Raw genomic sequence first — 26,593 nt, 5'->3', positions numbered from 1 at the left:
GGCCGGGCCCGTGGCATCCGGCGCCGGCGACGATCAGGCGCGGCGGTGCACCAGCCGGCCCGCCACCACCGTCGCCAGGCAGGAGCCGTCGTCACCGAACACGGCCAGGTCGGCCCGACCGCCGACGACCAACGCCGGTGGCCGGGGACGGTCCAGCACCGCCAGGCCGTTGCGGGCGGCAGCGGCCCGCAGCGCCGGGTCGGTCAGGTGGGCGGCGGGCACGGCGCCCACCCCGAGCCGGAACAGGGCGTGGACCCGCTCGCGCGGGCTGGGCGCGGGCGGCAGCGGCCCGTCGTGCACGAGCGCCGGCTCGAGGGTCCCGGCCCACCGCCGCACCCGCACTCCGGGGTACGTCTCCGTCAGCTCGGCCAGGGGGGCGACGGCCTCGATCCGGTCGCCGGTCACCACGACCGCCCGGCCGGGTTGTGCCTCGTCCGCCGGGGTCAGCCGCAGCCGGTCGGCGGCGTGGATGGTGCGCACCGGTCAGTCGAGGGTGATCGGGCCGAGGGTCGGCCGCTTCGCGGTGACGAGGTCGCCGGAGGAGCGGCCGGTGAGCCGCCGCTTGATCCACGGGGCCAGGTGCTGGCCGGCCCAGCGCAGGTCGGCGGCGCGGGCGGCCAGCCACGGTGTCGACGCGGGGTGCGGCGGCACCAGCAGCCACTCCTCGTCGCAGCCCACGCTGAGCGCGGCGAGCACCTGCGCGGCGACCCGCCGGTGCCCGGCCGCCGACAGGTGCAGCCGGTCGGTGCTCCAGAGCAGCGGGTTGAGGTAGGTGTCGTCGGCGTACAGGTCGACCAGGATCGCGCCGTGCCGCTCGGCGACCTCGCCGACCACCCGGTTGAGCAGGTTCACCCGGGGGGCGACCAGCCGCTGCCCGGGCAGCCGGGCCATCACGTCGGCGAACCGGAAGAGGACCACGTCGGCGCCGCTCGCCCGCAGCTCGCCGATCACCCCGTCGAAGCGGGGGACGAAGGTGTCCGCGTCGAAGGTACGGCGCAGCACGTCGTTGCCGCCGGCCGCGAAGCTGATCAGGTCGGGCTTCATGGCCAGCGCCGCCGGCACCTGCTCGGCGACGATGTTCGGGAACAGACGGCCCCGGATCGCCAGGTTGGCGTACCCGAAGTCGGGGCCGGCCTCGGCGGCGAGCCGGGTGGCGACCAGGTCCGCCCAGCCGCGGTAGCTCCCGTCCGGATACGCGTCGTCCATGCCCTCGGTGAAGCTGTCACCCACCGCCACGTAGCTGCGCCAGCGCACTGCGCCTCCCTTGACGTCCCCGGCAGAACTGCGTCGTTCAGTCTGTCATCGCACCCGGTGTCACCGACCGCCCCCGGCGTACGACGTGGCGGAGGTCATCGACGGGGCAGCTTCCGTCGCACCGACCATGAATGATGTTGGCCGGCTGCGCTGACCCGAACAGTGCGCACGAAAAGGGGCGGACCACCCACCGGTGGTCCGCCCCGTCTCTTCGTCTCAGGTCAGGCCGCGTACGCCAGCAGGGTCAGGTCCTGCACCGCGGCCGGCTCCTCGACCGTGCCGACCGGCTTGAAGTCCGCGTCGAGGACGGTGATCCCGGTCGCCCGCTTCACGATGACCTTGTTGTCGGCAGTGAACAGGATGCTGCGCACCTGGCCCGCGCCGGACAGCTCGACCACCTTGCTGGTGGTGGTGTCGATGACGGCGAAGCTGGCGTCGACCCGGGACGGGTCGGTGCCGTTCCAGCCGATGGCGACGTACCGGCCGTCCATCGAGACGCTGCGGGCCTGCCAGCCGTCGTGCTTCGCGGCCTCGTCCTTCGACGGGGTGTAGTGGTACTTGCGCAGGTCCTTTCCGTCGGCCACGTACGGCCCGCCCTCGCCGTCGGCCGCCAGCCACTTCCCGTCGGCCGACCAGCACAGGGCCGTCGCCTGTCCCGGGTCGCCGTTGACCGGCTTGCCGGCCACCATGTCCATCAGCACCCAAAGCTGGCCCCGGTGCACCATCAGCCGGTCACCGCCCTGCCAGACCAGCGCGCGCGGGCCGAGGCAGTTGATCCCCTTGCCCAAGGCCCGTCGCTGCGAGCCGTCGATCGCCGCGGTCATCAGGGTGCCGCTGTCGTCGCCGTTCTGCACCCAGGCGATCCGCTTGCCGTCCGGGGAGACGGTGATGGTGTTCTCGGTGCAGGAGCCGGAGCCGAACGGGATCCGCGCGGTCACCTTGTCCGTGTCGCCCTGGACAGCGTGGATGCTGGCCTCCTTGCCGCTCGTCCCCAGGTAGTAGCGGGTGCCGGCGAGCGCCGGGGTGTCGGAGTTGCTGACCGGGGCCGCGCTGGTGACGGCGGCCGGCGCGGTGGAGGTGGCGGCGGCGGTGGGGGTCTCGGTCTTGTTCCCGCCGCAGGCGCTCAGGCCCACCGCCGCGAGCGCGGCGGCCGACAGGGCCACGACGCGCCGGAGGGTACGGAGACGAGCGGTGCGGGCGGCGGGGGCGGCGACGGCGAAAACGTTCATGGTTCCTGTCCTTGGGGGTGGCGGTGCATCGGTTTGACGCACTCCCAGACGTCAGGTTCTGAATGGAGGGTTGCCGCCTCGCTGAGAAATTTTTCGACGCCTGTTCAGCGATACGCGACAGGCCCCCGACACCGAGGTGCCGAGGGCCTGTTGAGGGCGAGAAAGCTCAGGTCAGGGCACGTACGCCAGCAGCCGCTGGCCGCGCACGGACGCCGGCTCGGTGACGGTCCCGAGCTGCTGGAAGTCCCCGTCGAGCACGGTCAGGGTCTTGTCCCGCTGGACGATCACCTTGCCGTCGAGGGTGAACAGGATGCTGCGCACCGTGCCGGAGCCGGGCAGGTCGACCAGCTTGCTGGTGGTGACGTCGACGACCGCGAAGCTGCCGTCGACGCGGGACGGGTCGGTGCCGACCCAGCCGACGGCGACGTACCGGCCGTCCATCGAGACGCTGCGCGGCTGCCAGCCGTCGTGCTTCGTCGCCTCGTCCTTGGGCGGCGTGAAGGTGTACTGGCGCACCTCGCCCTTGCCGGTCACCCAGTGCTTGCTGGTGTCGGAGTCGGTGGACGCCAACCACGTCCCGTCGGCGGACCAGCACCGGTCGGTCTCGAGACCCGGGTCGCCGTTGTGCGGCTTGCCGGCCACCATGTCCATGAGCAGCGAGCGGGTGCCGGTGTTGGCCATCAGCAGGTCACCGCCCTGCCAGACCAGTGGCCGGGGTCCGAGGCAGATGATGCCGGTGGCGACGGTCCGCTGCCGGGTGCCGTCGATCCGGGAGGTGACGAGCGTGCCGTTCATCCCGTCGGCGTTGGCGCCCTGCACCCAGGCCAGCCGCTTGCCGTCCGGGGAGATGGTGATCGAGTTGGCGATGCAGTCGTCCTTGCCCAACGGCACGACGTTCACCTCGTGCCGCCCGCTACGGACCACGTGGATGCGGGCGTCGTTGTCGGTGAGTTCCAGGTAGTAGCGGGTGCCGCCGAGGACGGCCGGCCTGGCCGGCGGGGTGCTGTGGCTCGTGCTCGGCGAGGCGGTGGCGGACGTCTCGGGGGTGGGGGTGACCTCGACCGGCGGCGCGCTGCTGGTGACCGAGGTGGCGGGGGCGGGCAGGTTCGCCTGCCCGTTCGGCCGGATCGCCAGGGCGGTGCCGGTCGCCGCGGCGATCATCACCAGGGCGGCGACCGAGGTGGTGACGGTCCGCTGGATGCCGATCCGGCGGGACGTACGCAGGGCGCGGTCCCGCAGGTCGACCGGAGTGACCTCGTCGGCCAGTCCGGCCAGGTCGAACCGGAGACGGTCCTCGTTCATCGGGCGCTCCCTTCCATGACGTACAGCTCGGCGAGTTCCGGGGCGACGGTGCGCAACTTGGCCAGGGCCTTCGAGGTCTGGCTCTTGACGGTGCCGACGGTCACGCCGAGCAGATCGGCGGCCTCGACCTCGGTGCGGTCCTCGAAGAACCGCAGGACCAGCACGGCCCGCTGCTTGGCGGAGAGCTTGGCCAGCGCGGCCCGCAGGGTGAGCCGCAGCGTGGTCTGGTGGGCGTGGTCGGGGGCCGAGTCGCCTCCGCGCGGCTCGGGCATGTCGCCCGGCATCGACTCGGCCACCCGGCGGCGCCGCCACCAGGACACCTGCAGGTGGTACATGATCTTCCGGGTGTACGCCTCGGCGTTGCCGCTCTCGTGCAGCCGGTTCCACGCGCGGTGGGTGCGGGCGAGAGCGGACTGGACGAGATCCTCGGCCAGGTGCTGGTCACCGGTCAGCAGGTAGGCCGAGCGCAGCAGCGCGGGGGTACGGGTTCGTACGAACGAGTCGAACTCACTCAGGAGAGGGTCCACACGAGCCGATCCTTAGGGGTCAGGTGGTGCATCAGCGTGACGCCACCCAAGACGCCACCCTTCCGCGCCATGGTTGCCGATGGGGGTCAATGATTTTCGGTGATGCTTTTTCCGGTACGGCCCCCAGGCCACGAACCGCTCGAACAGCTCGCGTGGCGTCGGCCCGTCGTGCTGGCGAGGTGGGAGAGCGTCCGCAGCACCCAGGGCGACTGTGTCGAGGTGGCCGACAACCTGCCCGACGTCGTCGGCGTACGCGACCGCAAGGACCCCACCGGCCCGGTCCTCACCTTCACCCCCACCGCCTGGCGCAGCTTCATCCAGCACAGAGAGCGCCACTGACCGCGTGTGGTCAGAGGAACAGGCAGAACGGGTGACCGGCCGGGTCCAGGTGCACCCGTACATCCGCCTGGGGTTGGAAATCCGCCACGGTGGCGCCGGCGGCGACCGCGTGGGCCGATGCGGCATCAAGGTCGTCCACCTTGATGTCGAGGTGGGCCATCATCTGCGGCTCGCCGGGGCCGGCCGGCCAGACCGGACGCACATGGTTCGGCTCGGTCTGGAACGAGAGCCCGGCACCGCCCTCCGGCGCGACCAGGGTGACCCAGTCCGGCTCGTCGTCCCGGCGTGACCAGCCGAGCAACCGTTCGTAGAACGCGGCCAGCTTCCGGGCATCCGGCCCACCCAGCACGGTCGCCGCCAGCATCAACCGGGGTGTCTCTCCCATTCCCTCCACGTACCCCGCGGACCCTCAGGAGCCACTCGTAATGCGGCAGGTCGTGCTGTCCCGATCGTCGGATGCCCCGACCTGCCGCAGTGCGAGTGGATCAAGCGGCGAAGCGGCGGCGCGCGGGCGAATAGGATCGCCTGACCCGGCGGGCCGGTCGTACGCTGCGGCAATGCTGCTGCGTACGTCGACTCTGCTGCTCCGGACCCTGCGCGAGGACCCGGCCGACGCGGAGGTGCCGAGCCACCGGCTCCTGCTCCGCGCCGGCTACGTCCGCCGCGCCGCCCCGGGCGGCTACACCTGGCTGCCGCTGGGCAAGCTGGTGCTGGACCGGATCACCGAGATCGTCCGCGCCGAGATGGTGGCGATCGGCGACCAGGAGGTGCACTTCCCGGCGCTGCTCCCGGCCGAGCCGTACCGGACCAGCGGGCGGTGGACGGAGTACGGCGACGACATCTTCACCTTCGAGGATCGGAAGGGCGCCCCGCACCTGCTCGCCCCGACCCACGAGGAGATGGCCGCGCTGCTGGTGAAGGATCTCTTCACCTCCTACCGGGACTTCCCGGTGACCCTCTTCCAGATCCAGACGAAGTTCCGGGACGAGGCCCGACCCCGGGCCGGCCTGCTGCGCGGGCGCGAGTTCCTGATGAAGGACGCGTACTCCTTCGACCTGGACGAGGTCGGACTGCAGGAGGCCTACGACCGGCACCGGGCGGCCTACGAAAAGGTCTTCACGCGGCTCGGGCTGGACTTCACGGTGGTGCACGCGATGTCCGGGGCGATGGGCGGCTCGGCGTCGGAGGAGTTCCTGGCCGCCACCCCGGCCGGCGAGGACACCTTCGTCGGCTGCACCGCCTGCGACTACGCCGCCAACACGGAGGCGGTGGTGACCCGCGCCCCGGCCGCCGGGGACCCCGACGCCCACCCGGCAACCGAGGCGTACGACACCCCGGAGACGCCCACCATCGCGTCCCTGGTCGAGCTGGCCAATGCCCGCGCGCTCGCCGGCCGGACGGACTGGACCGCCGCCGACACCCTGAAGAACGTGGTGCTGACCGTCCGCCGGCCCGGGGCCGAGCAGGCGGAACTGCTGGTCATCGGGCTGCCCGGCGACCGGGAGGTGGACCTGAAGCGGGTCGAGGCAGCGCTGCACCCCGCCACGGTCGCGGTCTTCGACGACTGGCCGGCCCACCCCGAGCTGGTCCGCGGCTACCTCGGGCCGCAGGTCCTCGCCAAGCACGGCGTCCGCTACCTGGTCGACCCGCGGGTGGTCGCCGGCACCAGCTGGCTGACCGGCGCCAACGAGCCGGGCCGGCACGCCACCAACGTGGTCTGTGGGCGGGACTTCACCCCGGACGGCACGATCGAGGCGGCCGAGGTACGCCCCGGCGACCCCTGCCCGGCCTGCGGTGACGGCGAGCTGACCATGCGCCGGGGCATCGAGGTGGGGCACATCTTCCAGCTCGGCCGCCGGTTCACCGACGCCTTCGCGGTCGACGTGCTCGGCCCCGAGGGAAAGCCGGTCCGGCCCACCATGGGCTGCTACGGCATCGGCGTCTCCCGGCTCGTCGCGTCGATCGCCGAACAGCACCACGACGACCGGGGGCTGGTCTGGCCGGCGGCGGTCGCGCCGTGCGACGTACACCTGATCGCCGCGGGGAAGGGGCCGCAGCTCGACGCGGCGCTCGACCTCGGCGGACGCCTCGCCGAGGCGGGCCTGCGGGTGCTGGTCGACGACCGGACCAACGTGTCCGCCGGGGTGAAGTTCACCGACGCCGAGCTGATCGGCATCCCGCGCGCCGTCGTGGTCGGCCGCCGGCTGGCGGAGGGGTACGTCGAGCTGCGCGACCGGGCCGCCGGCGAGCGGATCGAACTGCCGGTGGCGGGTCTGGTCGAGCGGCTGCGCGACGAGGTGGGCGCGACGCGCCGCGACGGGGTGTAGCGGACGCCCGACGGGGTACCGCCTCAGGATCGATCGAAGGCGTTTTCGGAGGCTCTCATGTACCGGGTCAGCGATGTGATGACGAAACAGGTGGTCTATCTGCCGGCGGAGACTCCGCTGGACGAGGCGGCCAGGGTGATGAAGGAGTCGGACATCGGCGACGTGGTGGTCACCGACGGCGCCACCCTCGCCGGCATGCTGACCGACCGCGACATCGTGGTGCGGGCGGTCGCCGAGCGGGCCGATCCGGCGAACACCACGATCGGCTCGATCGTCACCCGCGAGGTGGTGATGATCGAGCAGCACTCGACCGCGAGCGAGGCGGCCGCGTTGATGCGCGAGCGCAACATCCGGCGGGTGCTGGTCTGCGACAACGACCGCAAGCTGGTCGGCATCGTCTCCCTCGGCGACCTGGCCATGCAGCTCGACCCCAACTCCGCCCTCAGCGACATCAGCGAGGCCGCACCGAACATGTGATCCGCCCGACCCGGTGCCCTCTCCGCTGACCCCGGAGGGCACCGGGTCTCCGGCGGTAGCCTGGCGGTCATGTCCGAGATGCCGAGCAAGCTGGCCGAGATCGTCGACGAGTTCGCCGCCGCACCGCGTGACGTGGTGCTGGAGATGCTGCTGGAGTTCGCCGACGTGATCCCGCCCCTGCCCGAGGGAGTGGACCGGGCCGAGCTGGAGCAGGTCCCGGAGTGCCAGACTGCGTTCTTCCTGCGGGCCGAGGTGAACCCGGACAAGACGGTGAGCACGATCTTCGACTGCCCGCCGGAGGCGCCCACCACCCGCGCGTTCGCCGGCATCCTGGCCGAGGGGCTGGCCGGGGCGAGCGCCGACGAGGTGCTGGCCGTTCCGGACGACCTCTACCAGCGGATGGGGCTGGCCCAGGCGATCAGCCCGCTCCGCGTACGCGGCGGCACGGCGATCCTGGCCCGGCTGAAGCGCCAGGTCCGGGAACAGATCTCCTGATCGACGGGTTGTCGCTGGTCATGGAGATCGAGATCTACGCCGACGTGGTGTGCCCCTGGTGCTGGATCGGCAAGCGCCGGCTGGAGCAGGCGTTGGAGTCGTACGACGGTGAGGTCACGGTCCGGTTCCGGCCGTTCCAGCTCGACCCGACGCCGGTGGCCGAGCCGAAGCCGCTGATCGAGGCGCTGGGCGCGAAGTTCGGCGGCCGGGAGCGGGCCGAGGGGATGGCCGCCCACGTCACCCAGGTCGCCGCCAGCGCGGGGATCGACATGCACTTCGACCGCGCGGTCGCCGCCAACACCTTCGAGGCGCACCGCCTCGTCCGGTTCGCCGCCGAGCGGAGCCGGGCCGCCGAGCTGGTGGAGCGGCTCTACCGGGCGCACTTCCAGGACGGGATCGACGTCGGGTCGAAGGACGCCCTGGTCAAGCTCGCCGCCGAGGTCGGCCTGGACGAGACCGAGGCCCGGGACTATCTGGAGTCGAACCTCGGCCGGCGCGAGGTGGCCGCCGACCTGTCGGCCGCGCACCAGCTCGGCGTCTCCAGCGTGCCGACCTTCGTGCTCGCCGGGAAGTACGCCGTCACCGGCGCTCAGGAGCCGGAGACCCTGCTCGCCGCCCTGCGCGAGGTGGAGCAGCGCGAATCCGCCGCGTGATGTTTCACGTGGAACAAGATCGATGCGAGTGAGGGCCTAGGCGGGCCTGGCCAGGTCCTCCACCACCGTTGCTCCGGGCAGCGCGCCGAGTGCCGGCCCGGGCAACGCGATCTTGCTGTGCCGTACGCCCGACCCGATGATCACGCGTGGCGTGGCGATCACCCGCGAGTCGACCAGGATCGGCCACTCCTCCGGCAGGCCGATCGGGGTGATCCCGCCATACTCCATCCCGGTCAGCTCGACCGCGTCGGCCATCGGCGCGAAGCTCGCCTTGCGCACGTCGAGCATCCGGCGGACCACACCGTTCACGTCGGCCCGGGTGGTGGCCAGCACCACGCAGGCCGCGTACCGGGTCTCGCCACCCCGCTTGCCGGCGACCACCACACAGTTCGCCGACTCCTCCAGCCCCACCTCGTACGCCGCGCAGAACGCCGCCGTGTCGGCCAGCTCGGCGTCGATCGGGGCGACCAGCACGTCGTCGACGTCCACCGGCGCCTCGTCCGGCCACTGTTCGACCACGGCGGCGACCGGCGCGGCCAGCAGGTCCAGTCGGGTACGGGCAGGCTCGGTCTTCAGCGTCCCCATCACGGGTGCGATCCTCGCACCCACCGCCGGCCGCCGCTCGGTGACGGGGCCGCCATGCCCACCACGCGGACGCGCGCCCGGCTCAATTCTTGTTGGACAGGAACGCGTTCTCGCGGTGGAACTCCTGGTCGTGGGCGGCGGCGAGCTGCGCCCGGCGCAGCGCCTCAGGGCGGTTCGCCTCGGCGTCCTCGATGCCGTGCCGGACACCCACCCGGATCACGCCGTAGAGGAAGACGAAGCCGGCAACGTAGAGGACCACCGTGGTGACGAAAACCAGCATGCGGCCACGGTAGGGCGACCCGGAACCGCAAAAGGTTTCATTTCCGGCCGGTTCCCCCGTACGTGTCGGCGAGGTGGTCCGCCCAGGTGCGGGCGCCGGTCGGGGTGACGTTGGTGGTGAGCCCGCCGGCGCGCAGCGTCCGGCCGAGCCGCCCCGGGATCCTCTCCGTGCCCTCCGATCGGACGGGGCGGCGGCACGGATCGTGACGAACCGCGTCGACCAGCGCCGCCTCCGCCGATCATCACCGGCCGGGTCAGGCCGTGTGCGCCGGGCGGACCACCACCCGGCCCGCGAGCAGCAGGCCGAGCAGTGCGCAGCCGGCCGCCACGGCCAGGGTGACCGCGTAGTTCGCCGGGCCGGGGGCGGCGCCGGCGGCCAGCACCGCGCCGGTCAGCGCCAGCACGGTGGCGACCGAGAGCGAATCGCCCAGCTGCAACGCGGAGCTGTTCCGGCCCTGCTCGGCCGGGGCCGACAGGGCCAGGGTGAGGACGGACAGGGACGGGAAGAGCAGGCCCATGCCGAGACCCGCCACCATCCACGAGAGCACCGCGAGGGCCACCGGCACGCCGGGCAGCACGGCCAGCGTGACGCCTGCCGTACCGGTCGCGACGCAGGCCAGGCCGGCCCGGGGCAGGGTGGCGGCGGACCGCGGCGGGTCGAGCCGGCCCTGGATCCAGGAACCCACCGACCAGGAGAGCGCCCCGACGGTCAGTACCAGCCCGGCCGCGGTCGGGGAGAAGCCCCGCTCCCGGGAGAGCATCAGCGGGATCACCACCTCCGCCCCGGCGAACGCCGCCGAACCGAGTCCCCGCAGGCCGATCACCGTGGGCAGCCCGCGGGCGGCCCGCAGGAAGCCGGGCGGCAGCAGGTGCGGCACGCAGGCCAGCAGCCCGGCCAGCGCCACCGCGGCCAGGCCGATTGCGAGCACGCCGCGCTGCTGCCCCCCGTAGTGCAGCAGTGCGGCGCTCGCCCCGGCCCCGCAGGCCCAGACGATCCGGGCCACCGCGCCGGCCGGCGGCGGGACCCGGGTCGCCGTAGCCAGCGAGCGCAGCCCCGGCTGGATGAGCAGCGCCGCCGGCACCGCCACCACCGGCACCGCGAGGAAGACCCAGCGCCAGCCCAGGTGCTCCACCATCAGGCCGGCCACCGCCGGGCCGACCAGCGACGGCACCACCCAGGCCGCCGCGAACGCGGCGAAGATCCGGCGGCGCAGCTCCTCCGGGTACGCCTGCCCGACGATCACGTACAGCGCGACGGAGAGCAGCCCGGAGCCGAAGCCTTGCACCACCCGACCGACGACGAGCACCCCCATGGTCGGGGCGACGCCGGCCACGGCGAGCCCGGCCACGAACCAGGCGACCCCGTGCCACATCGGCGCGCGTGGCCCCCGCGCGTCGCACCAGATGCCGGAGAGCACCATCGCCACCACGCCGGACGCGAACGGGCCGGCGAAGGCGAGCGCGTACAGGGCCAGCCCGTCCAGGCTGCGGGCGACCGTGGGCATCGCCGTGCCGACCGCGAGGGCCTCGAAGGCGAGCAGCGACACCAGGGCGACGCTGCCCACGGTCATCGCCCGCAGGGACGGGGCGAACAGGTGGACGGTTGGGGCCGCCGGCGCGGCGGTGGCGGTCGACATGGCTCAAGTCTCGGATCTCAACCCGGATTGAGGTCAACGGTGAGCCCCGTCTCGTCAGGCCGACTCCAGCGCCTCGCCCACGCCCTTCACCACGCCGGAGAGATGCTGGTCGGCCAGCAGGTGCCCGGCGGTGATCACCAGGGCCATCGGCCACTCGATCACCTTGAGCGCGGCGAGCACACCCAGCCCCGCGTAGTAGGCGACCTTGTCCGGCGGGGGCACCGCCACCTCGCCCAGCATCGGGATCTCCATCCGGCGGCTGTACGTCCTGATCGCCTCGCGTCCCCCACTGAGGCTCCGCGTCAGATTGCTCATCTCCGCCTCCCCGGTTCCGACGACCACCGCGACGTCGAGCGGCATTCCACCGGCGATCGGGTCCATGCCCCGGTCAGCGGGGAAACTTCCCCTGCCCAAGGGGCATAACGGACGCCACGCCGGGAAGTCGGGCCGCCGGACGGAACGCGGGAGGCGACGATGGCGTACGGCTGCGACGGGCGCACCGGGGAGCGGGGCCGGCTGCTCGGCCTTACGACTCGATGACGTCGCTGGGCCGGTACGCCGGCCTCCTGTTGTCGCCGGCCGCCCTGCCGGACGCCGTCGCTCGGGTCGCCCGTACCGTCGCCACCGCCGTGCCGGACGCGGCCCGGGGCGCGGCCTCGGCGGCGTCGGAGGCCGCCCCCCACTCGCTCGGTGAGGCGGCGGGGAGCGCGGGCGCGGCGGCCGCCCGGCTGGCCCGGCTCGCCGGGTTGACCCGACGGCGGGTCTGGACCCGGGACGGCCGGCACCACATCGAGGTGCACGGCGTCTGCCAGAACGGCGGGGACCGGCTGGCCCGGCAGGTCGAGGAGGCGCTGGAACGGATGCCCGGGGTGGCCTGGGCCCGGGTGAACGCGCCCTCCGGCCGGGTGATCGTCTCGGTCGAGGAGCCGCGGCCGAAGCTGCGCGACCTGATCGCCACCGTCGCGCGTACCGAGCGGGTCTGCCCGCACGAGCCGGACCCGGAGATCCCGCCGCCGCACCCGCCCGAGGAGGGCCCGCGTACGCCCCGCACGCTGGGCGCGCTGGTCTCGGACGGGCTCGGCCTGACCATCTCGGCGGCCACCCGGATCCTGCCGTTCGCCCCGGTCCCGGCGGAGGTCGCCGGTTTCCTCGCCGCGATCGACCTGCACCCGAAGCTGCACGCGCTCGCCGACCGGGGGCTGCGCGCCGACCCCCGCGCCGACGTGCTCTTTCCGCTCGCCGAGGCGGTCGTGCAGGGCCTCACCGGCGGCTGGGCGGGCATCGTGCTGGACGGCGCGCAGCGCGTGGTGCAGTGGGGTGAGGCGCGGGCCCAGCTCGCCGCCTGGTCCAGGGCCGAGCCGAGGCTGACCGGCACCCCGGAACGGGCCGTTGCCCGGGTGCGCGACGGCGAACGTCCCGGCCCGGCCCCCGACGGCCCGGCCGAACGGTACATCTCCCGGGTCCTCGCCGCCGGCGCGGCCGCCGGAGCGGCGGCGGTGCCGGTGGTCGGCCCGAAGCGGGCCGCGGCGCTGACCCTCTCCGCCCTGCCCAAGGCGCCGGGCAGCGGGCGCGAGGGGTACGCCGCCCAGCTCGGCCGGATGCTGGCTCGGCGCGGCGTCATCGCCATGAACCGCAGCGTGCTGCGCGAGCTGGACCGGATCGACACGGTGCTACTGGACACCCGGGTGCTCGGCTCGGACCGGGGGGTGCTGGCCGACCTGGCGCCGCTGCCGGGCGCGGACACCGGGCAGGTCGCCGCCCGGGCCTTCGCCCTCTTCGACCCCGCCGACCCCGACGGGGTACGGCTGGCCGACGGCTGGCGGCTCGGACCACTGGACCGGATCGACGCCGAGGACCCCGGCGACACCGAGGACAGCCGACGGCTCCGCGCCGACGGCGGACAGCTGCTCGGCCTGGCCGACGGCGGCCGGCTCACCGCCGTACTGCGGGTGGAACCGGAGCCGGCGCCCGGCGTGGACGCGCTGCCGACCGCCATCCGCCAGGCCGGGCTGCGGCTCGTGGTGGCCGGCCACGACGACCGCCGGTACGGCTTCGCCGACGCCCTGCTGCCCGGCGGGCCCGACCTCGCCGACTCGGTACGCGCCCTGCAACGGGAGGGCGCGGTGGTGCTGGTGGTCTCCGGTGACCGGGCCGCGCTCGGCGCCGCCGACTGCGGGGTCGGCGTCTCCGCCCCGGACGACCTTCCGCCCTGGGGCGCGCACCTGCTGGTCGGCGACGACCTGCGGATCCCCGCGTTGCTGATCGACGCGACCGGGGTGGCCCGCCGGATGACCCGGCAGAACATCCGGCTCGCCATGGCCGGCAGCGGGCTGGGCGCGCTGGGCGCGTTCACCGCCGACCGGCAGCAGCTTCCCCGCCGCTCCCTCGCCGCGGTCAACGGTGCTGCCGCGCTCGCCTTCGCGCACGGCGTTTGGCGGGCCCACCGGCTGCCGGACCGGACCCGCACCCCGGTGCCGGCGCTGACCGCGTGGCACCTGATGCCGGTGTCGACCGTGCTCGGCCAGCTCGGCACCGACCGGAACGGGTTGACCAGGGAGGAGGCGGCCCGCCGTCGACGGGCGACGACCGGGGACCACGGCGGCCCGACCGGGCTGCTCCGGGCGTTCGTGGAGGAGCTGTCGAACCCGCTCACCCCGGTGCTCGCCGCCGGCGCGGTGCTCTCCGCCGCGTTCGGCTCGCTGGTCGACGCGGGCCTGGTCGGTGGCGTGGTGGGCGGGTCCGCGCTGGTCGGGGCGGTGCACCAGCGCAACACGGAACGCTCCCTGGCCGAGCTGCTGTCCCGCTCGGCGGTGACCGCGCGGGTGCTCCGCGACGGCGTCGAGCAGGTGCTGCCCGCCGAGGACCTGGTGGCCGGGGACGTGGTCACGGTGGGCCCCGGCGACGCCATTCCGGCCGACTGCCGCATCCTCACCTCGGACGGGCTGGAGGCGGACGAGTCGTCCCTGACCGGGGAGTCGCTGCCGGTGGCCAAGGCGCCCGACCCGGTGGTGGCGCCGGCCGTCGCCGAACGGCACTCGATGCTGTACGAGGGCACCACCGTCGCCGCCGGTCACGGCACCGCCGTCGTGGTGGCGACCGGGGAGGAGACCGAGGCGGGGCGGAGCCTCGCGCTGGCCCGGCAGGCCCCGCCGGCCAGCGGCGTGGAGGCGCGGCTCGGCAAGCTGACCAACGCCGCCGTGCCGCTGGCGGCCGGCTCGGCGATCGCGGTGGCCGGGGCGGGACTGCTCCGGGGCGTACCCCTGGCGGAGACGGCGGCGACCGCCGCGAACCTGGCCGTGGCCTCGGTGCCGGAGGGGCTGCCGTTCCTGGTCAGCGCCGCGCAGCTGGCGGCGGCTCGGCGACTGGCCGAGCACGGCGCGCTGGTCCGCAACCCGCGGACCATCGAGGCGCTGGGCCGGGTGGACGTGCTCTGCTTCGACAAGACCGGCACCCTCACCGAGGGAAAGTTGCTGCTGGCCGGGGTGGGGTCCGGCGACGACCGGTACGCCCCACCGGACCGGCTGGACGCGCCGCTGCGGCTGACCCTGGCCACGGCGCTGCGGGCCACGCCGGCGGCGGCCGACCCGGACGAGCTGCCCCAGCAGACCGACCGGGCGGTACGCCGGGGCGCGGGCACGGCCGGGGTGGTCGAGCAGACCGGCGCGGTCGGCTGGACGGCGGTCGGCGGGCTGCCGTTCGAGCCGTCCCGGGGCTACCACGCCACGGTCGGGCGGTACTCCGACGGGCTGCTGCTCAGCGTCAAGGGCGCGCCCGAGTCGGTGCTGCCGCGCTGCACGGCCCGGCGCACCGCCGGGGGTGACCGGCCGTTGGATGACGCCGGCCGGGCCGCGCTGCACGCGATGCTCGCCGACCGGGCCAGGGCCGGGCACCGGATCCTCGCCGTGGCCGAGTCCCCGGCCGGCGCGGAATCGGTCACCGACGAGCAGGTCGAAGGGCTGGTCTTCGTCGGCTTCCTGGCGCTCGCCGACGGGGTACGGGAGAGCGCGGCACCGGCGGTCCACCGGATCCGGCAGGCCGGCGTGCACACCATCATGATCACCGGCGACCACCCGGCCACCGCGGAGGCGATCGCCGCGACCATCAGCCCCGATCACGGCGAGCAGCAGGTGGTCACCGCGACCGACCTGGACCGGCTCGACGACGAGGGTCTCGCGGAACGGCTGATGGCGACCGACGTGGTGGCCCGCTGCACCCCCGCGCACAAGGTCCGGATCATCCAGGCGCTCCAGCGGCACGGCCGGACGGTCGCGATGACCGGCGACGGCGCCAACGACGCGCCGGCCATCCGGCTGGCCGACGTCGGCATCGCCCTCGGCCAGCGGGGCACCCCGGCGGCCCGGGCCGCCGCCGATCTGGTGGTCACCGACGACCGGCTGGAGACAATCATCGCCACCCTGGTGGAGGGCCGCGCGATGTGGTCCTCGGTCCGCCACGCGCTGAGCATCCTGGTCGGCGGCAACCTCGGCGAGATCGCGTTCAGCGTGCTGACCGCCGCCAGCACCGGCCGGTCGGCGCTCACCGGCCGGCAACTGCTCCTGGTCAACCTGCTCACCGACCTGGCGCCGGCGCTGGCCATCGCGGTCCGCCCGCCCGCCTCCGACCGCGCCGACCACCTGCTGCGGGAGGGACCGGACACCTCCCTCGGCGAGACGCTGACCCGGGAGATCGCGCTCCGGGCGGGGGCCACCACGCTGGGCGCGACGGCGGGCTGGACGCTCGCCCGGTACACCGGGCGGCAGCGCCGGGCCGGCACGGTCGCCCTCGCCTCACTGGTGGGCACCCAGCTCGGCCAGACCGTCCTGGCCGGCGGCACCAGCCCGACCGTGCTGGCCTCCACCGCCGCCTCGATCGGCGTGCTGGTGGCGGTGGTGCAGACGCCCGGGGTGAGCCAGTTCTTCGGCTGCACCCCGCTCGGCCCGGTGGGCTGGAGCATCGCCACCGGCTCCGCGCTCGGCGCCACCTTCGCCAACGGCGCGCTCACCCGGCTGGTCGACCGCCTCCCCCAACACGGCCTCCGCCCGCACACCGACCAGGACAAGCCGGCCTGACCTGCCGCAAGTCGCGGTGTCGCAGCGCCGAGAAGGGCCGGTCTGCCGCAACTCGGCGGGGTCGGGCGGGCCGCGACGGCGAGCGCCGCCCTCCCCGGCGCGGGCCGGAGCAGGGCGGCGATCGGATCGGAGCGGAGCGGTCAGGCGCGCTCGGAGATGGCCTCGATGAGATCGCCGACCGGGCGCTCCGGCAGCGACCGGGCCACGTCGGCGACGGCCACGATGCCGACGAGGTCGCGCCCGTCGATCACGGGCAGGCGGCGTACCTTGTGCTCGCCCATGGTCCGCAGGATCTCGGCCGCGTCGTCGTCCGCGCCGATGGTCACCGCCTCACCCTGGGCCAGCTCACCCGCGGTCACGCTGCCCGGGTCGCGGCCCTGGGCGAGCACCTTCACCACGATGTCCCGGTCGGTCAGCATGCCCCGGAGGCGGTTGTCGTCGCCGCAGATCGGCAACGACCCCACTCCGAGTTCAGCCATCCGCCGGGCGGCGGTACGCAGGTCGTCCTGTTCGCGGACGCAGCTCACGTCTCGGGTCATGATGTCGCGTGCGGTGGGCATTGGGTGACACCTCACTTTCGGGGGGTTGTTACCCGTACCTCCTACCCGCGTCCCGGCCCGCCATTCCGGCACATGACCGCCGGCCCGGCGGGAACACCGTCGGTGGAGGTGATCGAGATGCCGTTCATCCAGACCGTGGAGTACGAGACCGACCGCCCGGACCAGGTGCGCGAACTGATGGCCGAGTGGGGCCGCCAGCACCCCTCCCCGGGGCCGGCGCGGCTCACCCTCGCCGAGGACCGGGACCGACCGGGCCACATCATGGTGGTCGCCGAGTTCGACAGCTACGAGCAGGCGATGGAGCACAGCGCGCAACCCGAGACCGGCGCGTACGCCGAGCAGATGCGCCGGCTGGCCAAGGGGGAGCCCCGGTACGTCAACTTGGAGGTCAGCCAGCAGCAGACCTGATCCGCAGACCTTTTCCGTCGCCGGCCGCGGGCGTGTCCCGCGGCCGGCGAGCAGGGAAAACGCCCCCAGGGACCACGGCCGCGGGTCCGCCACGCCGGCCCGGACGGTGGCCGCACCCAGGGCAGATTGACTAACTTGTGGGGATGGTCCACGACGAGCAGATCCTGATGACCCGTCCGAAGACCCTGACTCCGGTCGGCCTACCACCGGCGATCCCCGACGGGGGTGAGCGCGGCCGGAGGAACTGACGCCATGTCGGGACGTCTCCTGGATGGGCGCTACCAGTCTGAGGAACTGCTGGGCAGCGGCGGGATGGGCGAGGTGTGGCGGGGCCGGGACCTGCGGTTGGACCGCCCGGTCGCGATCAAGCTGCTGACCGCCGCACTCGACGAGCCGACCGCCGCGGAACGCTTCGACCGCGAGGCCCGTACCGCCGCCCGGCTGACCCACCCGCACATCGTCGGGGTCTACGACTTCGGCTCCGAAGCCGACGACTCCTACCTGGTGATGGAGCTGGTGGAGGGGCGGACGGTGGCGGAACTGATCACGGACGGCCCGCTCCCGGTCGGCCAGGCCGTGTCCATCGCGGTACAGACCTGCGACGGCATCGCCGCCGCCCACGCGGCCGAGGTGGTGCACCGCGACGTCAAGCCGGCGAACCTGATCGTCACCCCCGCCGGCACGGTGAAGATCTGCGACTTCGGCATCGCCCGCCTGCCCGCGGCGGCCGGCCAGGACACCCTCAGCGGGCCGGCGACAAAGCTCGGTACCAGCTCGTACATGTCGCCCGAGCAGGCGCTCGGTCGGCCGGTGGATCCCCGCACCGACCTGTACGGACTGGGCTGCACCATTTATGCCATGCTCGCCGGTCGCCCGCCGTTCACCGGTGACCCGATCAGCGTGCTGGACCAGCACGTCAACGAGCCACCCCCGCCATTGCGGGACCACCGGTCGGACGTCTCCGCCGAACTGGACCTCCTGGTGGCGGAGCTGCTCGCCAAGGACCCGGTCGACCGCCCGACCGACGCCACGGCCGTCCGCAGCCGCCTCGCCGCCCTCCTGTCGGAAACCGGTGACCGGACCACGGCCGCCGTACCGGTCCGGTCCGTGCCGCCCGGCGGCTCCGGGGAGGCGGACCGGGGCGGGCCCGCACCCGCCGCCGGCCGGCGGCACGGCGTACTCCTGGTAGCACCGTCCCTGGTCGGCGGCATGATCCTCGCCCTCGCCGGGGTCGCCCTGGTCGGCCTCGACGCCGACGACCCGGTCGCGGCGCCGGCCGGGCCGCAGGCGCCCTCGGTCGCGGCCTCCACCGTCCCGGCGATACCCGCCACCCTCGCGCCCACCACCCCGTCGACGCGGACGCTCAGCCCGGCGACCCGGGGCCGGGCCGACCGCACGCCCAGCCCCGGGGCCACCTCCCGCACCGCGAGCGCCGCCCCGTCGACCGATCCGCTCGTCGCCATGCGGCTGGCCATCCAGCTACAGGTGACCACCGGCCAGTTGAACCCGGACGCGGCCAGGGACCTGCACAGCAGGGTGGACGCGGTCGCCAAGGAGATCGCCGAGGGCGACGCGAACCAGGCCGACGACCAGGTCCGGAAGCTGCACGCCAAACTGGCCGAGTTGCTCCGCGGCGGCAAGCTGACCGCCGACGGCTACGAGATCCTGAACGCCGACGTCGACCGGATCGCCGCCGAACTGCCGTGACCGGGCCGGTCAGTGCCAGGTGGCGGCCGCCCGCCGCAACCGGTCGTTGATCGCCCGGCCCACCCCGACCTCCGGGACCGGCTCCGCGACGATCTCGGTCACTCCGGCCGCGTCGAGCCGGTGCAGGGCGTCGAAGAGGCGCGCGGCCGCTGCGGTCAGGTCACCGTCGGGCGACAGCACCTCCACCGCCGCCCACCCGCCGTCCGAGGGGCGCTCCCGGAAGGCCAGGAACCCCCGCCGGCCACCGTCGCCGGCCGCCGGCTCCGCCGCCCCCAACCGCAACGGGGTACGCGGGGCGTAGTGGGCCGCCAGCGTCCCGGGCGCCACCGGCTGGCCGGAGCTGCCGGGCCGCACCTCGACCGGCCCGACCGCCTCGACCAGCGCCTCCACCGGCAGGGCGCCCAGCCGGAGCACCACCGGCCACTCGCCCCGGGCGTCGACGATGGTCGACTCGATGCCGCACCGCGTGGGTCCCCCGTCGAGCACCACGTCCACGGCGTCGCCCAGCCCGGCCACCACATGCTCGGCCCGGGTAGGACTTAGCTGCCCGAACCGGTTGGCGCTGGGCGCGGCGACCGGCACCCCCGCGGCGGCGATCAGGGCCCGGGCGGACGGCTCGTCGGGAACCCGCACCGCCATGGTGTCCAGCCCGGACGTGACGATCGGCGGGATCACCGCCGGGCGGTCCACGATCAGGGTGAGCGGGCCGGGCCAGAAGCGCTCGACCAGCGCGGCGACCGCCGGTGGCACCTCGCCGATCAGGCCGGGCAGGTCGGCGGCGTCGGCCAGGTGGCTGATCAACGGGTCGAAGCTGGGCCGGGCCTTCGCCGCGAAGATCCGGGCCGCCGCCTCCGCGTCGAGCGCGTTCGCGCCCAGCCCGTAGACCGTCTCGGTGGGGAAGGCGACCAGCCCTCCGGCTCGCAGGACGGAGGCGGCTTCGGCGATGCCGCTGTCGGCCGGCAGGACGCGCGGGGATCCGGTGCTCACGCCCCGACGCTAACCTGCCGCCCGCCACCCGGTACGCGGGGACCACCGGTACCGGTGCGTCCGACGGGGTAGACCCGCCTGGTGTCCGCGGACCGGCGCGGACGCGCCCGAGGGAGGGACGATGACGGAGGACCGCCCGCGCAAGCGGGTCGACAGCGTCGACGATCTGGTCACCTGGCTGCAGTGGCTCGCCGACGACGTGGCCCGTGCGCCCGACGCGGTGGTGAACCTGGAGCTGGACCGCTTCCTGGCCGCCTGCGCCAGCCAGCTACGCGACCGGGCGCGGCTGGCCCGCCGGGCCGGCCGACCGGCTCCGGAGCGGCCGTCCTGGCAGCTCGTGGCCGACGCGCTGTACGACGCCGCCTACCACTACTGAGCCGCGGCCGGTGGCGTGCGCAGGCAGGTGTCCGCCTGGCATCCGCGAATCGCGCCCTGACGGGCTGGCGCGCTGCGAGACTCGATCGGTGGTCGGCAGGCGGTGGCATGAACGGCTGGGGCCGGCCGTCTCGGTAGCCCCGGGGACGCGCATCGGGCGGTTCGAGGTCTTCTTCGACCTGGTGTTCGTCTTCTCGTTCTTCATCATCACCCGCGCCACCGCGGTGAACATCACCGGCGCCAACCTGCTGCACGGCCTGCTGGTGCTCGCCGTGCTCTGGTGGGTCTGGGTCATACACACCGTCGTCGCCACCCGCGTCCGGATAGGCGTCGGCTTCGTCCCCGCGTTGATGGTCGTCGCGATGGCCGCCCTCTTCTGCTTCGCGCTGTCCCTGCCGCAGGCGTTCGGCGACCCGAGGCGGACGACCGCCGGGCCGATGGTCATCGCGGTCAGCTACCTCGTGATCCGCGGCACCCATCTGCTGCTCTACTGGCACGTGGCCGGGGAAAGATCAGGTGAGCGCCGCCTGCTGCTGAAGTACTCGCCCGAGCTGGCGCTGAGCACCCTCCTGCTGCTGGCTGCCGCGCTGATCCCGCCGAGGATCGATGGCGGTGCAGGGCGGCCCCAGCTCGTCCGCGACGGCCTCTGGCTGGGCGTCGTCCTGCTGCAGTACAGCGGCGGCCTGGTAGCCGGCGCGTGGGGCTGGACGGTGACCTCCGCCGAGCACTGGACCGAACGGTACGACCTGATCCTCATCATCGCCCTGGGCGAGTCCATCATCTCCGTCGGCGTCGGCGGCAATCTCCTCGGTCAGCCGGTGACCTGGCCTGCGGTCGCCGCGGCGATACTCGGCATCTTCTTCACCGCCGCCCTGTGGTGGGCGCACTTCGACATGATCGCCCCAGCCGCCCGGATCGCCCAACATGCCGCGCAAGGCCGCCGGCGGGTCGGCATCGCTCGCGACGCCTACGCCTACTGCCAGCTGGTGATGGTCGCCGGCATCATCCTGTTCGCCCTCGGCGCCGAGGAGCTGGTGCGGCAGATCGCCGACCGCGGCATCAGCCTCGCCGAGGCGACCCACGGCCCAGGGGTGCCGATGCTCTTCGGCGGGGTGATCTGCTACCTCTGCGGCGACATGCTGTTCCAACTCCGGGCCCTGGGCACGCTCTCCTGGACGCGGGTCGGCACCGTGCTCGTCCTCGCGGCCGCGATCGTGCCGGCCATGCATCTCCCCGCGCTGGCGGCCCTCGCCCTGCTGACCGCCATCTGCATCGGGTTGGTAGCGGTCGAGGTGGTGGTCATGGCCGACGCCCGCCGGGCGCTGCTGGCGGTCGTCTTCGAGGAGAAGACCACCTACGAGAAAAGTGAGGCCGCCTGGCGCGCCCGCTGGCACGACTGAGGATGATCGAGGTCTGCCGAGCCATCCGTACTCCACCCGAGCCGATCTTCGCGGTGCTCGCGGATGGATGGAGCTACGCCAGCTGGGTCGTCGGCGCCGCCCACATCCGCGCCGTTGACGACGGCTGGCCCGCAGCGGGCACCCGGGGCCGACCGCGTTGTGGCCCGTGAATGCCCGACGATGCCGCCCCTGTCGCACGCGGACTGCACGCTGGACCTGTCTTGAGTAAGGTCGCCCGCATGGCTGACGCCGTCGTGATTCCCGGCGCCTGGTTCGGGCCGGGCGCTCCCCTGCTGATGTATGCCGGCGATGTGGCGGAGCAGCGGGGCGCAACAGTACATCGACACTCATGGTCCCAGGAGTTTCCGAAGCCTGATCAGCCAGAAATCGAGAGCTGGGTTGGCGGTGAGATCGTTCCACTGCTCGACACCATTAGCGGTCGCCCACTGCTGATCGGCAAGTCGCTCGGCACGAACGCGGCAGCGATTGCCGCCGAAAGATCCTTGCCCGCCGTGTGGCTCACGCCCTTGCTCACCCTGCCGTGGGTGGCTGATGCGTTGGGCCGCGCAACCGCGCCGTTCCTGCTCGTGGGTGGCACTGCCGACGAAGGTTGGGACGGTGACCTGGCCCGCCGGCTGTCACCCCATGTGCTAGAGGTGGAAGGCGCGGACCACGGTATGTACGTACCCGGCCCGCTTACCGAGTCGATCGCGGTGCTCAGTCAAGTCGTGGTCGCCGTGGAGGAGTTCCTCGACGCTATTGGCTGGCCGAGCTAGCCACCCGGTCCCGCGTCGCTGCTGGTACCTAGAAGCGGATCTCCTCGTCGGGCAGTCGTAGACCGTCCGGCTTGGACTGGCTGCACCTGCACGATCTGCGATACGCGTTCGCCACGTTCCTGCTCGACCAGGGCGAGGAGCTGCGCACGGTGATAGAGCTGCTCGGGCACTCCACGATCCGGATGACGGCCGAAGGAAAGTGCTGGTGGAGCCCAGGGGACTCGAACCCCTAACCCCTGCCTTGCAAAGGCAGTGCTCTGCCAGTTGAGCTAGGGCCCCGAGGCGGGCGGAGCCGCCCGGTGCTGGCAGTCGGAGGGACGGTCAGCGAAGGTCGGGAGCGGTGGTCGCCTCGTGCCACAGGGCGCGCTCGTCGTTCGAGGCCTTCACCTTCTTGGCCACGAACGCGGCCACGCCGACGACGCCGGCCAGGATCAGGAGCTTCTTGAACATGGGGCGACCCCTCGCGCTCGGCTACCGTCCGACGGTGTGTGGTGGGGCTAGCTGGAATCGAACCAGCGACCTCAGAGTTATCAGCTCTGCGCTCTAACCGACTGAGCTATAGCCCCGCGTAGCGACGAGCAAGGTTAACCCATCGCCGCCGTCGTACCCAAATCGGGGGGTCCGTGGCGGCCCTCACCCGTCCGGCTCGAACCTACCCGCATACGCGACGCCGGGGCGACCGCTTTACGCGGCACGCCCCGGCGTCGGTTCGTTCAGTCCCGCTCGGCGAGGGTCAGCTCGATCCCGCCGACCAGGTCGGCGCAGACGTTGTAGACGAAGGCGCCGAGGGTGGCGAGCGCGGTGAAGAGCACGACGTTCACCAGGCCGATCAGCGCGGAGCTGAGGATCACGCCCTTGGCGGTGATCCGGAACCCGCCGCCGCCCTGGCCGCCGGCGTTGACCAGGTCGGTCAGGCTGGCGTTGACGCTCTTGAACACGCCCATCGCGTCCAGGGCCAGGTACAGCACCGAGGTGGCGACGACCACCACGATGAAGAGCACTACCGAGACCGCGAAGGCGAACTTCATCACGGACCACGGGTCGATCCGCTTGAGGTTCAGCCGGGCCCGGCGCGGCCCGCGGGACGCGGCCGAGCTGACCGAGCTGCGCGCGGCGCGTACCGCCTCACCGACGCGGGCGGCACCGACGGCGGCCGCGCCGCTGATGCCCGGCGGCAGGCCCCCGCCGTTGGCGGGGCGGCCGGTGATGCCGGGACGGACGCCGTCCGGCGAGGGCTTCGGCGCGGTGCCCACCCCGGCGCCGACGCGCGGCTGGGTGCCGGTGGTACCGGTCGACGGCTTCGCCGTACCCGTTGTCCTCATCGGCTGTGTCGTCGTGGCGGCGGGCTTGGCCGTGGCGGCCGCGCCTGTGACCGAGGTGGGGCTGTCGGCCTGCTCGGTCTTCTCGCTCCCCGCGTCCTCCCCGGGCTTGTCCGGCGGAGGGGCCATGCCGGGGGCCCGGGTGAACTTCGGGGCAGGCGCGTCGGCGGGGACCGTGGCCCGGCCCACGGCCGCGCGGCCGGTCGCTGGTGCGCCGCTCTTGGCGGCCTCCTCGTCGACCGGGTTGGCCGAGGTCCCCGTGTTCCCCGACTTCGCCTGTGTCTCCGTCATCAACTAGTCCTGTTCGTCAGGCTCGTCGGCATTGCGAGCAATCGCCACGATAGTCACGCCGTCCGGGAGGTCCATCAGCTTGACCCCCATTGTGTTCCGGTCCCGCGTACGGCGTACAGGCTTCACCGGAGTCCGGATGACGCCGCCGTTGCTGGTGATGGCGAACAGCTCGTCGTCCGGGCTGATCACCACCGCGCCGACCAGACCACCGCGTCGCTCGGTGATCTTCGCAGTCAGCACGCCCTTACCTCCCCGGCCCTGGACCGGGTATTCCTCGATCGGCGTACGTTTTGCGTATCCGCCGTTCGTTGCGACCAGCACGTCCATCTCCATGCCCTCGCGGACAACCTCCATGGCAAGGAGAACATCGTCCTCGCTGAAGCGCATGCCGATGACGCCAGACGTGGCCCGGCCCATCGGGCGCAGCGTCTCGTCGGTGGCGTTGAAGCGGATCGCCTGGGCCTTCTTGGACACCAGCAGCAGGTCGTCCTCCGAACTGACCAGGGCAGCACCGACCAGCTCGTCCTCATCGCGCAGGTTGATCGCGATGATGCCGCCGGAACGGTTGGAGTCGAACTCCTCGAGCCGTGTCTTCTTCACCAGGCCGTTCTTCGTGGCCAGTACCAGGTAGGGGGCCACCTGGTAGTTCGGAATCTCGATGATCTGCGCGATCTGCTCGTCCGCTTGGAAGGCGAGCAGGTTGGCCACGTGCTGGCCCTTGGCCACCCTACTGGCTTCCGGAAGCTCGTACGCCTTGGCCCGATAGACCCGGCCCTTGTTGGTGAAGAACAGGATCCAGTCGTGCGTGGAGCATACGAAGAAGTGGCTGACGATGTCGTCCTGGCGGAGCGTGGCACCGCTGACGCCCTTGCCGCCGCGGCGCTGCGAGCGGTAGAGGTCGACCTTGGTGCGCTTGGCGTACCCGGTGCGGGTGATGGTGACGACGACGTCCTCACGGGCGATGAGGTCCTCCATCGAGACCTCACCGTCGAACGGCACGATCTTGGTTCGCCGGTCGTCGCCCCACTTGGCGACGATCTCGCCCAGCTCCTCGGAGACGATCTTCCGCTGCCGCTCGGGCTTGGCGAGGATGTCCTTGAGGTCGGCGATCTCCAGTTCGAGCTTGGCCAGGTCGTCGAGGATTCGCTGCCGCTCCAGGGCGGCCAGCCGGCGCAGCTGCATGTCCAGGATCGCGGTCGCCTGGACCTCGTCGATCTCCAGCAGCTGGATCAGGCCCTGCCGGGCGTCCTCCACCGTGGGTGAACGCCGGATCAGAGCGATCACCTCGTCGAGCGCGTCGAGCGCCTTCGACAGGCCGCGCAGGATGTGCGCCCGCTCCTCGGCCTTGCGCAGCCGGAACGCCGTCCGCCGGCGGATGACCTCGATCTGGTGCTCGACGTAGTGGCGGAGGAACTGGGCCAGGTTGAGCGTGCGGGGCACGCCGTCGACCAGGGCCAGCATGTTGGCGCCGAAGGTCTCCTGGAGCTGGGTGTGCTTGTAGAGGTTGTTCAGCACCACCTTGGCGACCGCGTCGCGCTTGAGCACGAGCACGATCCGCATGCCGGTACGACCGGAGGACTCGTCCCGGATGTCGGCGATGCCGCCGAGCTTGCCCTCCTTGATCAGTTCGGCGATCCGCTCGGCGAGGTTGTCCGGGTTGACCTGGTACGGCAGCTCGCTCACCACGAGGGCGGGGCGGCCGCGCTTGTCCTCCTCGACCTCGACCACCGCACGCATCCGGATCGAACCGCGGCCGGTCCGGTACGCGTCCTGGATGCCGGACTGGCCGACGATCAGGCCGTGGGTCGGGAAGTCGGGGCCCTTGACGATCTCCAGCAGCGCCTCGAGGGTGGTGGCCTCGTCGGCCTCCGGGTTCTCCAGGCACCACTGCACGGCCGCGCCGATCTCGCGCAGGTTGTGCGGCGGGATCTTGGTGGCCATGCCGACCGCGATGCCCTCGGAGCCGTTGATCAGCAGGTTGGGGATCCGGGACGGCAGGATGGTGGGCTCCTTGGCCCGGCCGTCGTAGTTGTCCTGCAGGTCGACGGTGTCCTCGTCGATGTCCCGCAGCATCTCCATGGCCAGCGGGTCGAGCTTGCACTCGGTGTACCGCATGGCCGCGGCCGGGTCGTTGCCCGGCGAGCCGAAGTTGCCGTTGCCGTCGACCAGTGGGTAGCGCAGCGACCAGGGCTGCGCCATCCGGACCAGCGCGTCGTAGATGGCCGAGTCGCCGTGCGGGTGGAACTGACCCATCACGTCACCGACGACGCGGGAGCACTTCACGTAGCCCCGGTCCGGCCGGTAGCCGGAGTCGAACATGGCGTAGAGGATCTTGCGGTGGACCGGCTTGAGCCCGTCCCGGACGTCCGGCAGGGCCCGTCCGACGATCACGCTCATCGCGTAGTCGAGGTACGAGCGCTGCATCTCGACCTCGAGGCCCACCGGCTCGATCCGGTCGTGCGCCACGACCGCGGCCAGTGTCTCCGGGGTCTCCGGCTCGTTCGGGGTGGACTCGGGAGTATCGGTCACTGTTAACCCTTATCAGACTCAGAGTCGTGTTCGTGCTGTGGATAACGGCTGTGGAAACCGGCCGGACT

27 protein-coding genes and 2 tRNA genes are annotated in these 26,593 nt (G+C 72.9%); 12 read left to right on the top strand and 17 right to left on the bottom strand.

The window, feature by feature from the left end; translation table 11 throughout:
* Positions 1 to 33 precede the first annotated feature (33 nt).
* The 5 genes from ACZ6S5_RS06030 to ACZ6S5_RS06010 all read right to left on the bottom strand — a co-directional run bounded on the left by ACZ6S5_RS06030 (position 34) and on the right by ACZ6S5_RS06010 (position 4,312).
* Positions 34 to 480 carry an imidazolonepropionase-like domain-containing protein gene (locus ACZ6S5_RS06030; RefSeq protein ID WP_465998205.1) on the bottom strand — a complete coding sequence of 149 codons (447 nt, stop codon included), beginning with the start codon at positions 478 to 480 and terminating at the stop codon, positions 34 to 36.
* A 3-nt stretch (positions 481 to 483) separates the two neighbouring features.
* Positions 484 to 1,254, bottom strand: coding sequence for an SGNH/GDSL hydrolase family protein (locus ACZ6S5_RS06025; protein WP_465998203.1), 771 nt, complete (start codon positions 1,252 to 1,254; stop codon positions 484 to 486).
* 221 nt (positions 1,255 to 1,475) lie between these two features.
* Positions 1,476 to 2,483, bottom strand: a complete 1,008-nt coding sequence (locus tag ACZ6S5_RS06020; protein WP_465998201.1) for a WD40 repeat domain-containing protein — start codon at positions 2,481 to 2,483, stop codon at positions 1,476 to 1,478.
* A gap of 171 nt (positions 2,484 to 2,654) precedes the next feature.
* Entirely contained in the window at positions 2,655 to 3,785 is a 1,131-nt protein-coding gene (locus ACZ6S5_RS06015) for a WD40 repeat domain-containing protein (RefSeq protein WP_465998199.1), read from the bottom strand.
* On the bottom strand, positions 3,782 to 4,312 hold the full coding sequence (locus ACZ6S5_RS06010; RefSeq protein WP_465998197.1) for a SigE family RNA polymerase sigma factor: 531 nt from the start codon (positions 4,310 to 4,312) through the stop codon (positions 3,782 to 3,784). The genes ACZ6S5_RS06015 and ACZ6S5_RS06010 overlap by 4 nt, the downstream gene beginning before the upstream one ends.
* Positions 4,313 to 4,480: 168 nt before the next feature.
* Between ACZ6S5_RS06010 and ACZ6S5_RS06005 the strand changes: the two genes are divergently transcribed.
* On the top strand, positions 4,481 to 4,651 hold the full coding sequence (locus ACZ6S5_RS06005) for a DUF397 domain-containing protein (RefSeq protein WP_465998300.1): 171 nt from the start codon (positions 4,481 to 4,483) through the stop codon (positions 4,649 to 4,651).
* Positions 4,652 to 4,661: 10 nt separating this feature from the next.
* On the opposite strand, the gene ACZ6S5_RS06000 is transcribed toward ACZ6S5_RS06005, so the two are convergent.
* A complete protein-coding gene (locus tag ACZ6S5_RS06000; RefSeq protein WP_465998195.1) occupies positions 4,662 to 5,036 on the bottom strand; it encodes a VOC family protein in 375 nt (124 codons plus the stop codon).
* A 172-nt stretch (positions 5,037 to 5,208) separates the two neighbouring features.
* Between ACZ6S5_RS06000 and ACZ6S5_RS05995 the strand changes: the two genes are divergently transcribed.
* The 4 genes from ACZ6S5_RS05995 to ACZ6S5_RS05980 all read left to right on the top strand — a co-directional run bounded on the left by ACZ6S5_RS05995 (position 5,209) and on the right by ACZ6S5_RS05980 (position 8,603).
* Positions 5,209 to 6,978, top strand: coding sequence for a proline--tRNA ligase (locus tag ACZ6S5_RS05995; protein ID WP_465998193.1), 1,770 nt, complete (start codon positions 5,209 to 5,211; stop codon positions 6,976 to 6,978).
* Positions 6,979 to 7,035: 57 nt separating this feature from the next.
* Positions 7,036 to 7,455, top strand: a complete 420-nt coding sequence (locus ACZ6S5_RS05990) for a CBS domain-containing protein (RefSeq protein ID WP_465998191.1) — start codon at positions 7,036 to 7,038, stop codon at positions 7,453 to 7,455.
* Positions 7,456 to 7,524: 69 nt separating this feature from the next.
* A complete protein-coding gene (locus ACZ6S5_RS05985) occupies positions 7,525 to 7,950 on the top strand; it encodes a SufE family protein (RefSeq protein WP_465998189.1) in 426 nt (141 codons plus the stop codon).
* Between the two features lie 20 nt (positions 7,951 to 7,970).
* On the top strand, positions 7,971 to 8,603 hold the full coding sequence (locus tag ACZ6S5_RS05980) for a DsbA family oxidoreductase (RefSeq protein ID WP_465998187.1): 633 nt from the start codon (positions 7,971 to 7,973) through the stop codon (positions 8,601 to 8,603).
* A gap of 36 nt (positions 8,604 to 8,639) precedes the next feature.
* Here the strand turns inward: ACZ6S5_RS05980 and ACZ6S5_RS05975 are convergent, their stop codons facing one another.
* The 4 genes from ACZ6S5_RS05975 to ACZ6S5_RS05960 all read right to left on the bottom strand — a co-directional run bounded on the left by ACZ6S5_RS05975 (position 8,640) and on the right by ACZ6S5_RS05960 (position 11,464).
* Entirely contained in the window at positions 8,640 to 9,188 is a 549-nt protein-coding gene (locus ACZ6S5_RS05975; protein ID WP_465998186.1) for a YbaK/EbsC family protein, read from the bottom strand.
* Between the two features lie 82 nt (positions 9,189 to 9,270).
* Complete coding sequence (locus ACZ6S5_RS05970) at positions 9,271 to 9,468, bottom strand: hypothetical protein (protein ID WP_465998184.1); 198 nt, start codon at positions 9,466 to 9,468, stop codon at positions 9,271 to 9,273.
* Between the two features lie 253 nt (positions 9,469 to 9,721).
* The gene (locus ACZ6S5_RS05965) at positions 9,722 to 11,104 is read right to left on the bottom strand and encodes an MFS transporter (RefSeq protein ID WP_465998182.1); all 1,383 of its coding nucleotides are present in this window, start codon (positions 11,102 to 11,104) and stop codon (positions 9,722 to 9,724) included.
* Positions 11,105 to 11,158: 54 nt separating this feature from the next.
* Positions 11,159 to 11,464, bottom strand: a complete 306-nt coding sequence (locus ACZ6S5_RS05960; protein ID WP_465998298.1) for a hypothetical protein — start codon at positions 11,462 to 11,464, stop codon at positions 11,159 to 11,161.
* 176 nt (positions 11,465 to 11,640) lie between these two features.
* On the opposite strand from ACZ6S5_RS05960, the gene ACZ6S5_RS05955 reads away from it, so the two are divergent.
* On the top strand, positions 11,641 to 16,173 hold the full coding sequence (locus ACZ6S5_RS05955; RefSeq protein ID WP_465998180.1) for an HAD-IC family P-type ATPase: 4,533 nt from the start codon (positions 11,641 to 11,643) through the stop codon (positions 16,171 to 16,173).
* 140 nt (positions 16,174 to 16,313) lie between these two features.
* Here ACZ6S5_RS05955 and ACZ6S5_RS05950 read toward each other — a convergent pair whose 3' ends face one another.
* The gene (locus ACZ6S5_RS05950) at positions 16,314 to 16,733 is read right to left on the bottom strand and encodes a CBS domain-containing protein (RefSeq protein WP_465998178.1); all 420 of its coding nucleotides are present in this window, start codon (positions 16,731 to 16,733) and stop codon (positions 16,314 to 16,316) included.
* A gap of 117 nt (positions 16,734 to 16,850) precedes the next feature.
* Here ACZ6S5_RS05950 and ACZ6S5_RS05945 point away from each other — a divergent pair, with 117 nt between their 5' ends.
* Together ACZ6S5_RS05945 and ACZ6S5_RS05940 are read left to right on the top strand one after the other, a co-directional pair.
* Positions 16,851 to 17,141 (top strand): hypothetical protein, encoded by a 291-nt coding sequence (locus tag ACZ6S5_RS05945; RefSeq protein ID WP_465998177.1) that lies wholly within the window; start codon positions 16,851 to 16,853, stop codon positions 17,139 to 17,141.
* A gap of 252 nt (positions 17,142 to 17,393) precedes the next feature.
* Positions 17,394 to 18,848 (top strand): protein kinase domain-containing protein, encoded by a 1,455-nt coding sequence (locus tag ACZ6S5_RS05940; RefSeq protein ID WP_465998175.1) that lies wholly within the window; start codon positions 17,394 to 17,396, stop codon positions 18,846 to 18,848.
* Between the two features lie 9 nt (positions 18,849 to 18,857).
* On the opposite strand, the gene ACZ6S5_RS05935 is transcribed toward ACZ6S5_RS05940, so the two are convergent.
* Positions 18,858 to 19,811 (bottom strand): L-threonylcarbamoyladenylate synthase, encoded by a 954-nt coding sequence (locus ACZ6S5_RS05935; RefSeq protein ID WP_465998296.1) that lies wholly within the window; start codon positions 19,809 to 19,811, stop codon positions 18,858 to 18,860.
* A gap of 145 nt (positions 19,812 to 19,956) precedes the next feature.
* Here ACZ6S5_RS05935 and ACZ6S5_RS05930 point away from each other — a divergent pair, with 145 nt between their 5' ends.
* From ACZ6S5_RS05930 to ACZ6S5_RS05915, 4 genes are all read left to right on the top strand, one after another.
* On the top strand, positions 19,957 to 20,211 hold the full coding sequence (locus ACZ6S5_RS05930) for a DUF7660 family protein (RefSeq protein WP_465998173.1): 255 nt from the start codon (positions 19,957 to 19,959) through the stop codon (positions 20,209 to 20,211).
* A gap of 88 nt (positions 20,212 to 20,299) precedes the next feature.
* A complete protein-coding gene (locus tag ACZ6S5_RS05925; protein WP_465998171.1) occupies positions 20,300 to 21,610 on the top strand; it encodes a low temperature requirement protein A in 1,311 nt (436 codons plus the stop codon).
* Between the two features lie 239 nt (positions 21,611 to 21,849).
* On the top strand, positions 21,850 to 22,386 hold the full coding sequence (locus ACZ6S5_RS05920; protein ID WP_465998169.1) for an alpha/beta fold hydrolase: 537 nt from the start codon (positions 21,850 to 21,852) through the stop codon (positions 22,384 to 22,386).
* Positions 22,387 to 22,457: 71 nt separating this feature from the next.
* Positions 22,458 to 22,619, top strand: coding sequence for a tyrosine-type recombinase/integrase (locus ACZ6S5_RS05915; RefSeq protein WP_465998167.1), 162 nt, complete (start codon positions 22,458 to 22,460; stop codon positions 22,617 to 22,619).
* Here ACZ6S5_RS05915 and ACZ6S5_RS05910 read toward each other — a convergent pair.
* The 5 genes from ACZ6S5_RS05910 to gyrA all read right to left on the bottom strand — a co-directional run bounded on the left by ACZ6S5_RS05910 (position 22,590) and on the right by gyrA (position 26,525).
* A tRNA-Ala gene (locus tag ACZ6S5_RS05910) sits at positions 22,590 to 22,665 on the bottom strand. The two genes, ACZ6S5_RS05915 and ACZ6S5_RS05910, sit on opposite strands and share 30 nt — an antisense overlap.
* A gap of 42 nt (positions 22,666 to 22,707) precedes the next feature.
* The gene (locus ACZ6S5_RS05905) at positions 22,708 to 22,836 is read right to left on the bottom strand and encodes a DLW-39 family protein (RefSeq protein WP_452308609.1); all 129 of its coding nucleotides are present in this window, start codon (positions 22,834 to 22,836) and stop codon (positions 22,708 to 22,710) included.
* A 39-nt stretch (positions 22,837 to 22,875) separates the two neighbouring features.
* Positions 22,876 to 22,952, bottom strand: a tRNA-Ile gene (locus tag ACZ6S5_RS05900).
* Positions 22,953 to 23,099: 147 nt separating this feature from the next.
* A complete protein-coding gene (locus ACZ6S5_RS05895; RefSeq protein ID WP_465998165.1) occupies positions 23,100 to 23,996 on the bottom strand; it encodes a DUF3566 domain-containing protein in 897 nt (298 codons plus the stop codon).
* A gap of 3 nt (positions 23,997 to 23,999) precedes the next feature.
* On the bottom strand, positions 24,000 to 26,525 hold the full coding sequence (gyrA, locus tag ACZ6S5_RS05890) for a DNA gyrase subunit A (protein WP_465998163.1): 2,526 nt from the start codon (positions 26,523 to 26,525) through the stop codon (positions 24,000 to 24,002).
* Between the last annotated feature and the right edge of the window lie 68 nt (positions 26,526 to 26,593).

Source organism: Micromonospora sp. NPDC051924, from assembly GCF_055586005.1.
Note: the sequence above shows the minus strand (reverse complement) of the source record. Positions and strands in the feature narration are given on the sequence as shown.

Coding starts and splice junctions, on each gene's coding strand:
- ACZ6S5_RS06020 (WP_465998201.1), bottom strand. CDS start 2,483: ATGAACGTTTTCGCCGTCGCCGCCCCCGCCGCCCGCACCGCTCGTCTC.
- ACZ6S5_RS06015 (WP_465998199.1), bottom strand. CDS start 3,785: ATGAACGAGGACCGTCTCCGGTTCGACCTGGCCGGACTGGCCGACGAG.
- ACZ6S5_RS06000 (WP_465998195.1), bottom strand. CDS start 5,036: ATGGGAGAGACACCCCGGTTGATGCTGGCGGCGACCGTGCTGGGTGGG.
- ACZ6S5_RS05995 (WP_465998193.1), top strand. CDS start 5,209: ATGCTGCTGCGTACGTCGACTCTGCTGCTCCGGACCCTGCGCGAGGAC.
- ACZ6S5_RS05990 (WP_465998191.1), top strand. CDS start 7,036: ATGTACCGGGTCAGCGATGTGATGACGAAACAGGTGGTCTATCTGCCG.
- ACZ6S5_RS05985 (WP_465998189.1), top strand. CDS start 7,525: ATGTCCGAGATGCCGAGCAAGCTGGCCGAGATCGTCGACGAGTTCGCC.
- ACZ6S5_RS05980 (WP_465998187.1), top strand. CDS start 7,971: ATGGAGATCGAGATCTACGCCGACGTGGTGTGCCCCTGGTGCTGGATC.
- ACZ6S5_RS05975 (WP_465998186.1), bottom strand. CDS start 9,188: ATGGGGACGCTGAAGACCGAGCCTGCCCGTACCCGACTGGACCTGCTG.
- ACZ6S5_RS05970 (WP_465998184.1), bottom strand. CDS start 9,468: ATGCTGGTTTTCGTCACCACGGTGGTCCTCTACGTTGCCGGCTTCGTC.
- ACZ6S5_RS05965 (WP_465998182.1), bottom strand. CDS start 11,104: ATGTCGACCGCCACCGCCGCGCCGGCGGCCCCAACCGTCCACCTGTTC.
- ACZ6S5_RS05960 (WP_465998298.1), bottom strand. CDS start 11,464: ATGCCGCTCGACGTCGCGGTGGTCGTCGGAACCGGGGAGGCGGAGATG.
- ACZ6S5_RS05955 (WP_465998180.1), top strand. CDS start 11,641: ATGACGTCGCTGGGCCGGTACGCCGGCCTCCTGTTGTCGCCGGCCGCC.
- ACZ6S5_RS05950 (WP_465998178.1), bottom strand. CDS start 16,733: ATGCCCACCGCACGCGACATCATGACCCGAGACGTGAGCTGCGTCCGC.
- ACZ6S5_RS05945 (WP_465998177.1), top strand. CDS start 16,851: ATGCCGTTCATCCAGACCGTGGAGTACGAGACCGACCGCCCGGACCAG.
- ACZ6S5_RS05940 (WP_465998175.1), top strand. CDS start 17,394: ATGTCGGGACGTCTCCTGGATGGGCGCTACCAGTCTGAGGAACTGCTG.
- ACZ6S5_RS05930 (WP_465998173.1), top strand. CDS start 19,957: ATGACGGAGGACCGCCCGCGCAAGCGGGTCGACAGCGTCGACGATCTG.
- ACZ6S5_RS05920 (WP_465998169.1), top strand. CDS start 21,850: ATGGCTGACGCCGTCGTGATTCCCGGCGCCTGGTTCGGGCCGGGCGCT.
- ACZ6S5_RS05905 (WP_452308609.1), bottom strand. CDS start 22,836: ATGTTCAAGAAGCTCCTGATCCTGGCCGGCGTCGTCGGCGTGGCCGCG.
- ACZ6S5_RS05895 (WP_465998165.1), bottom strand. CDS start 23,996: ATGACGGAGACACAGGCGAAGTCGGGGAACACGGGGACCTCGGCCAAC.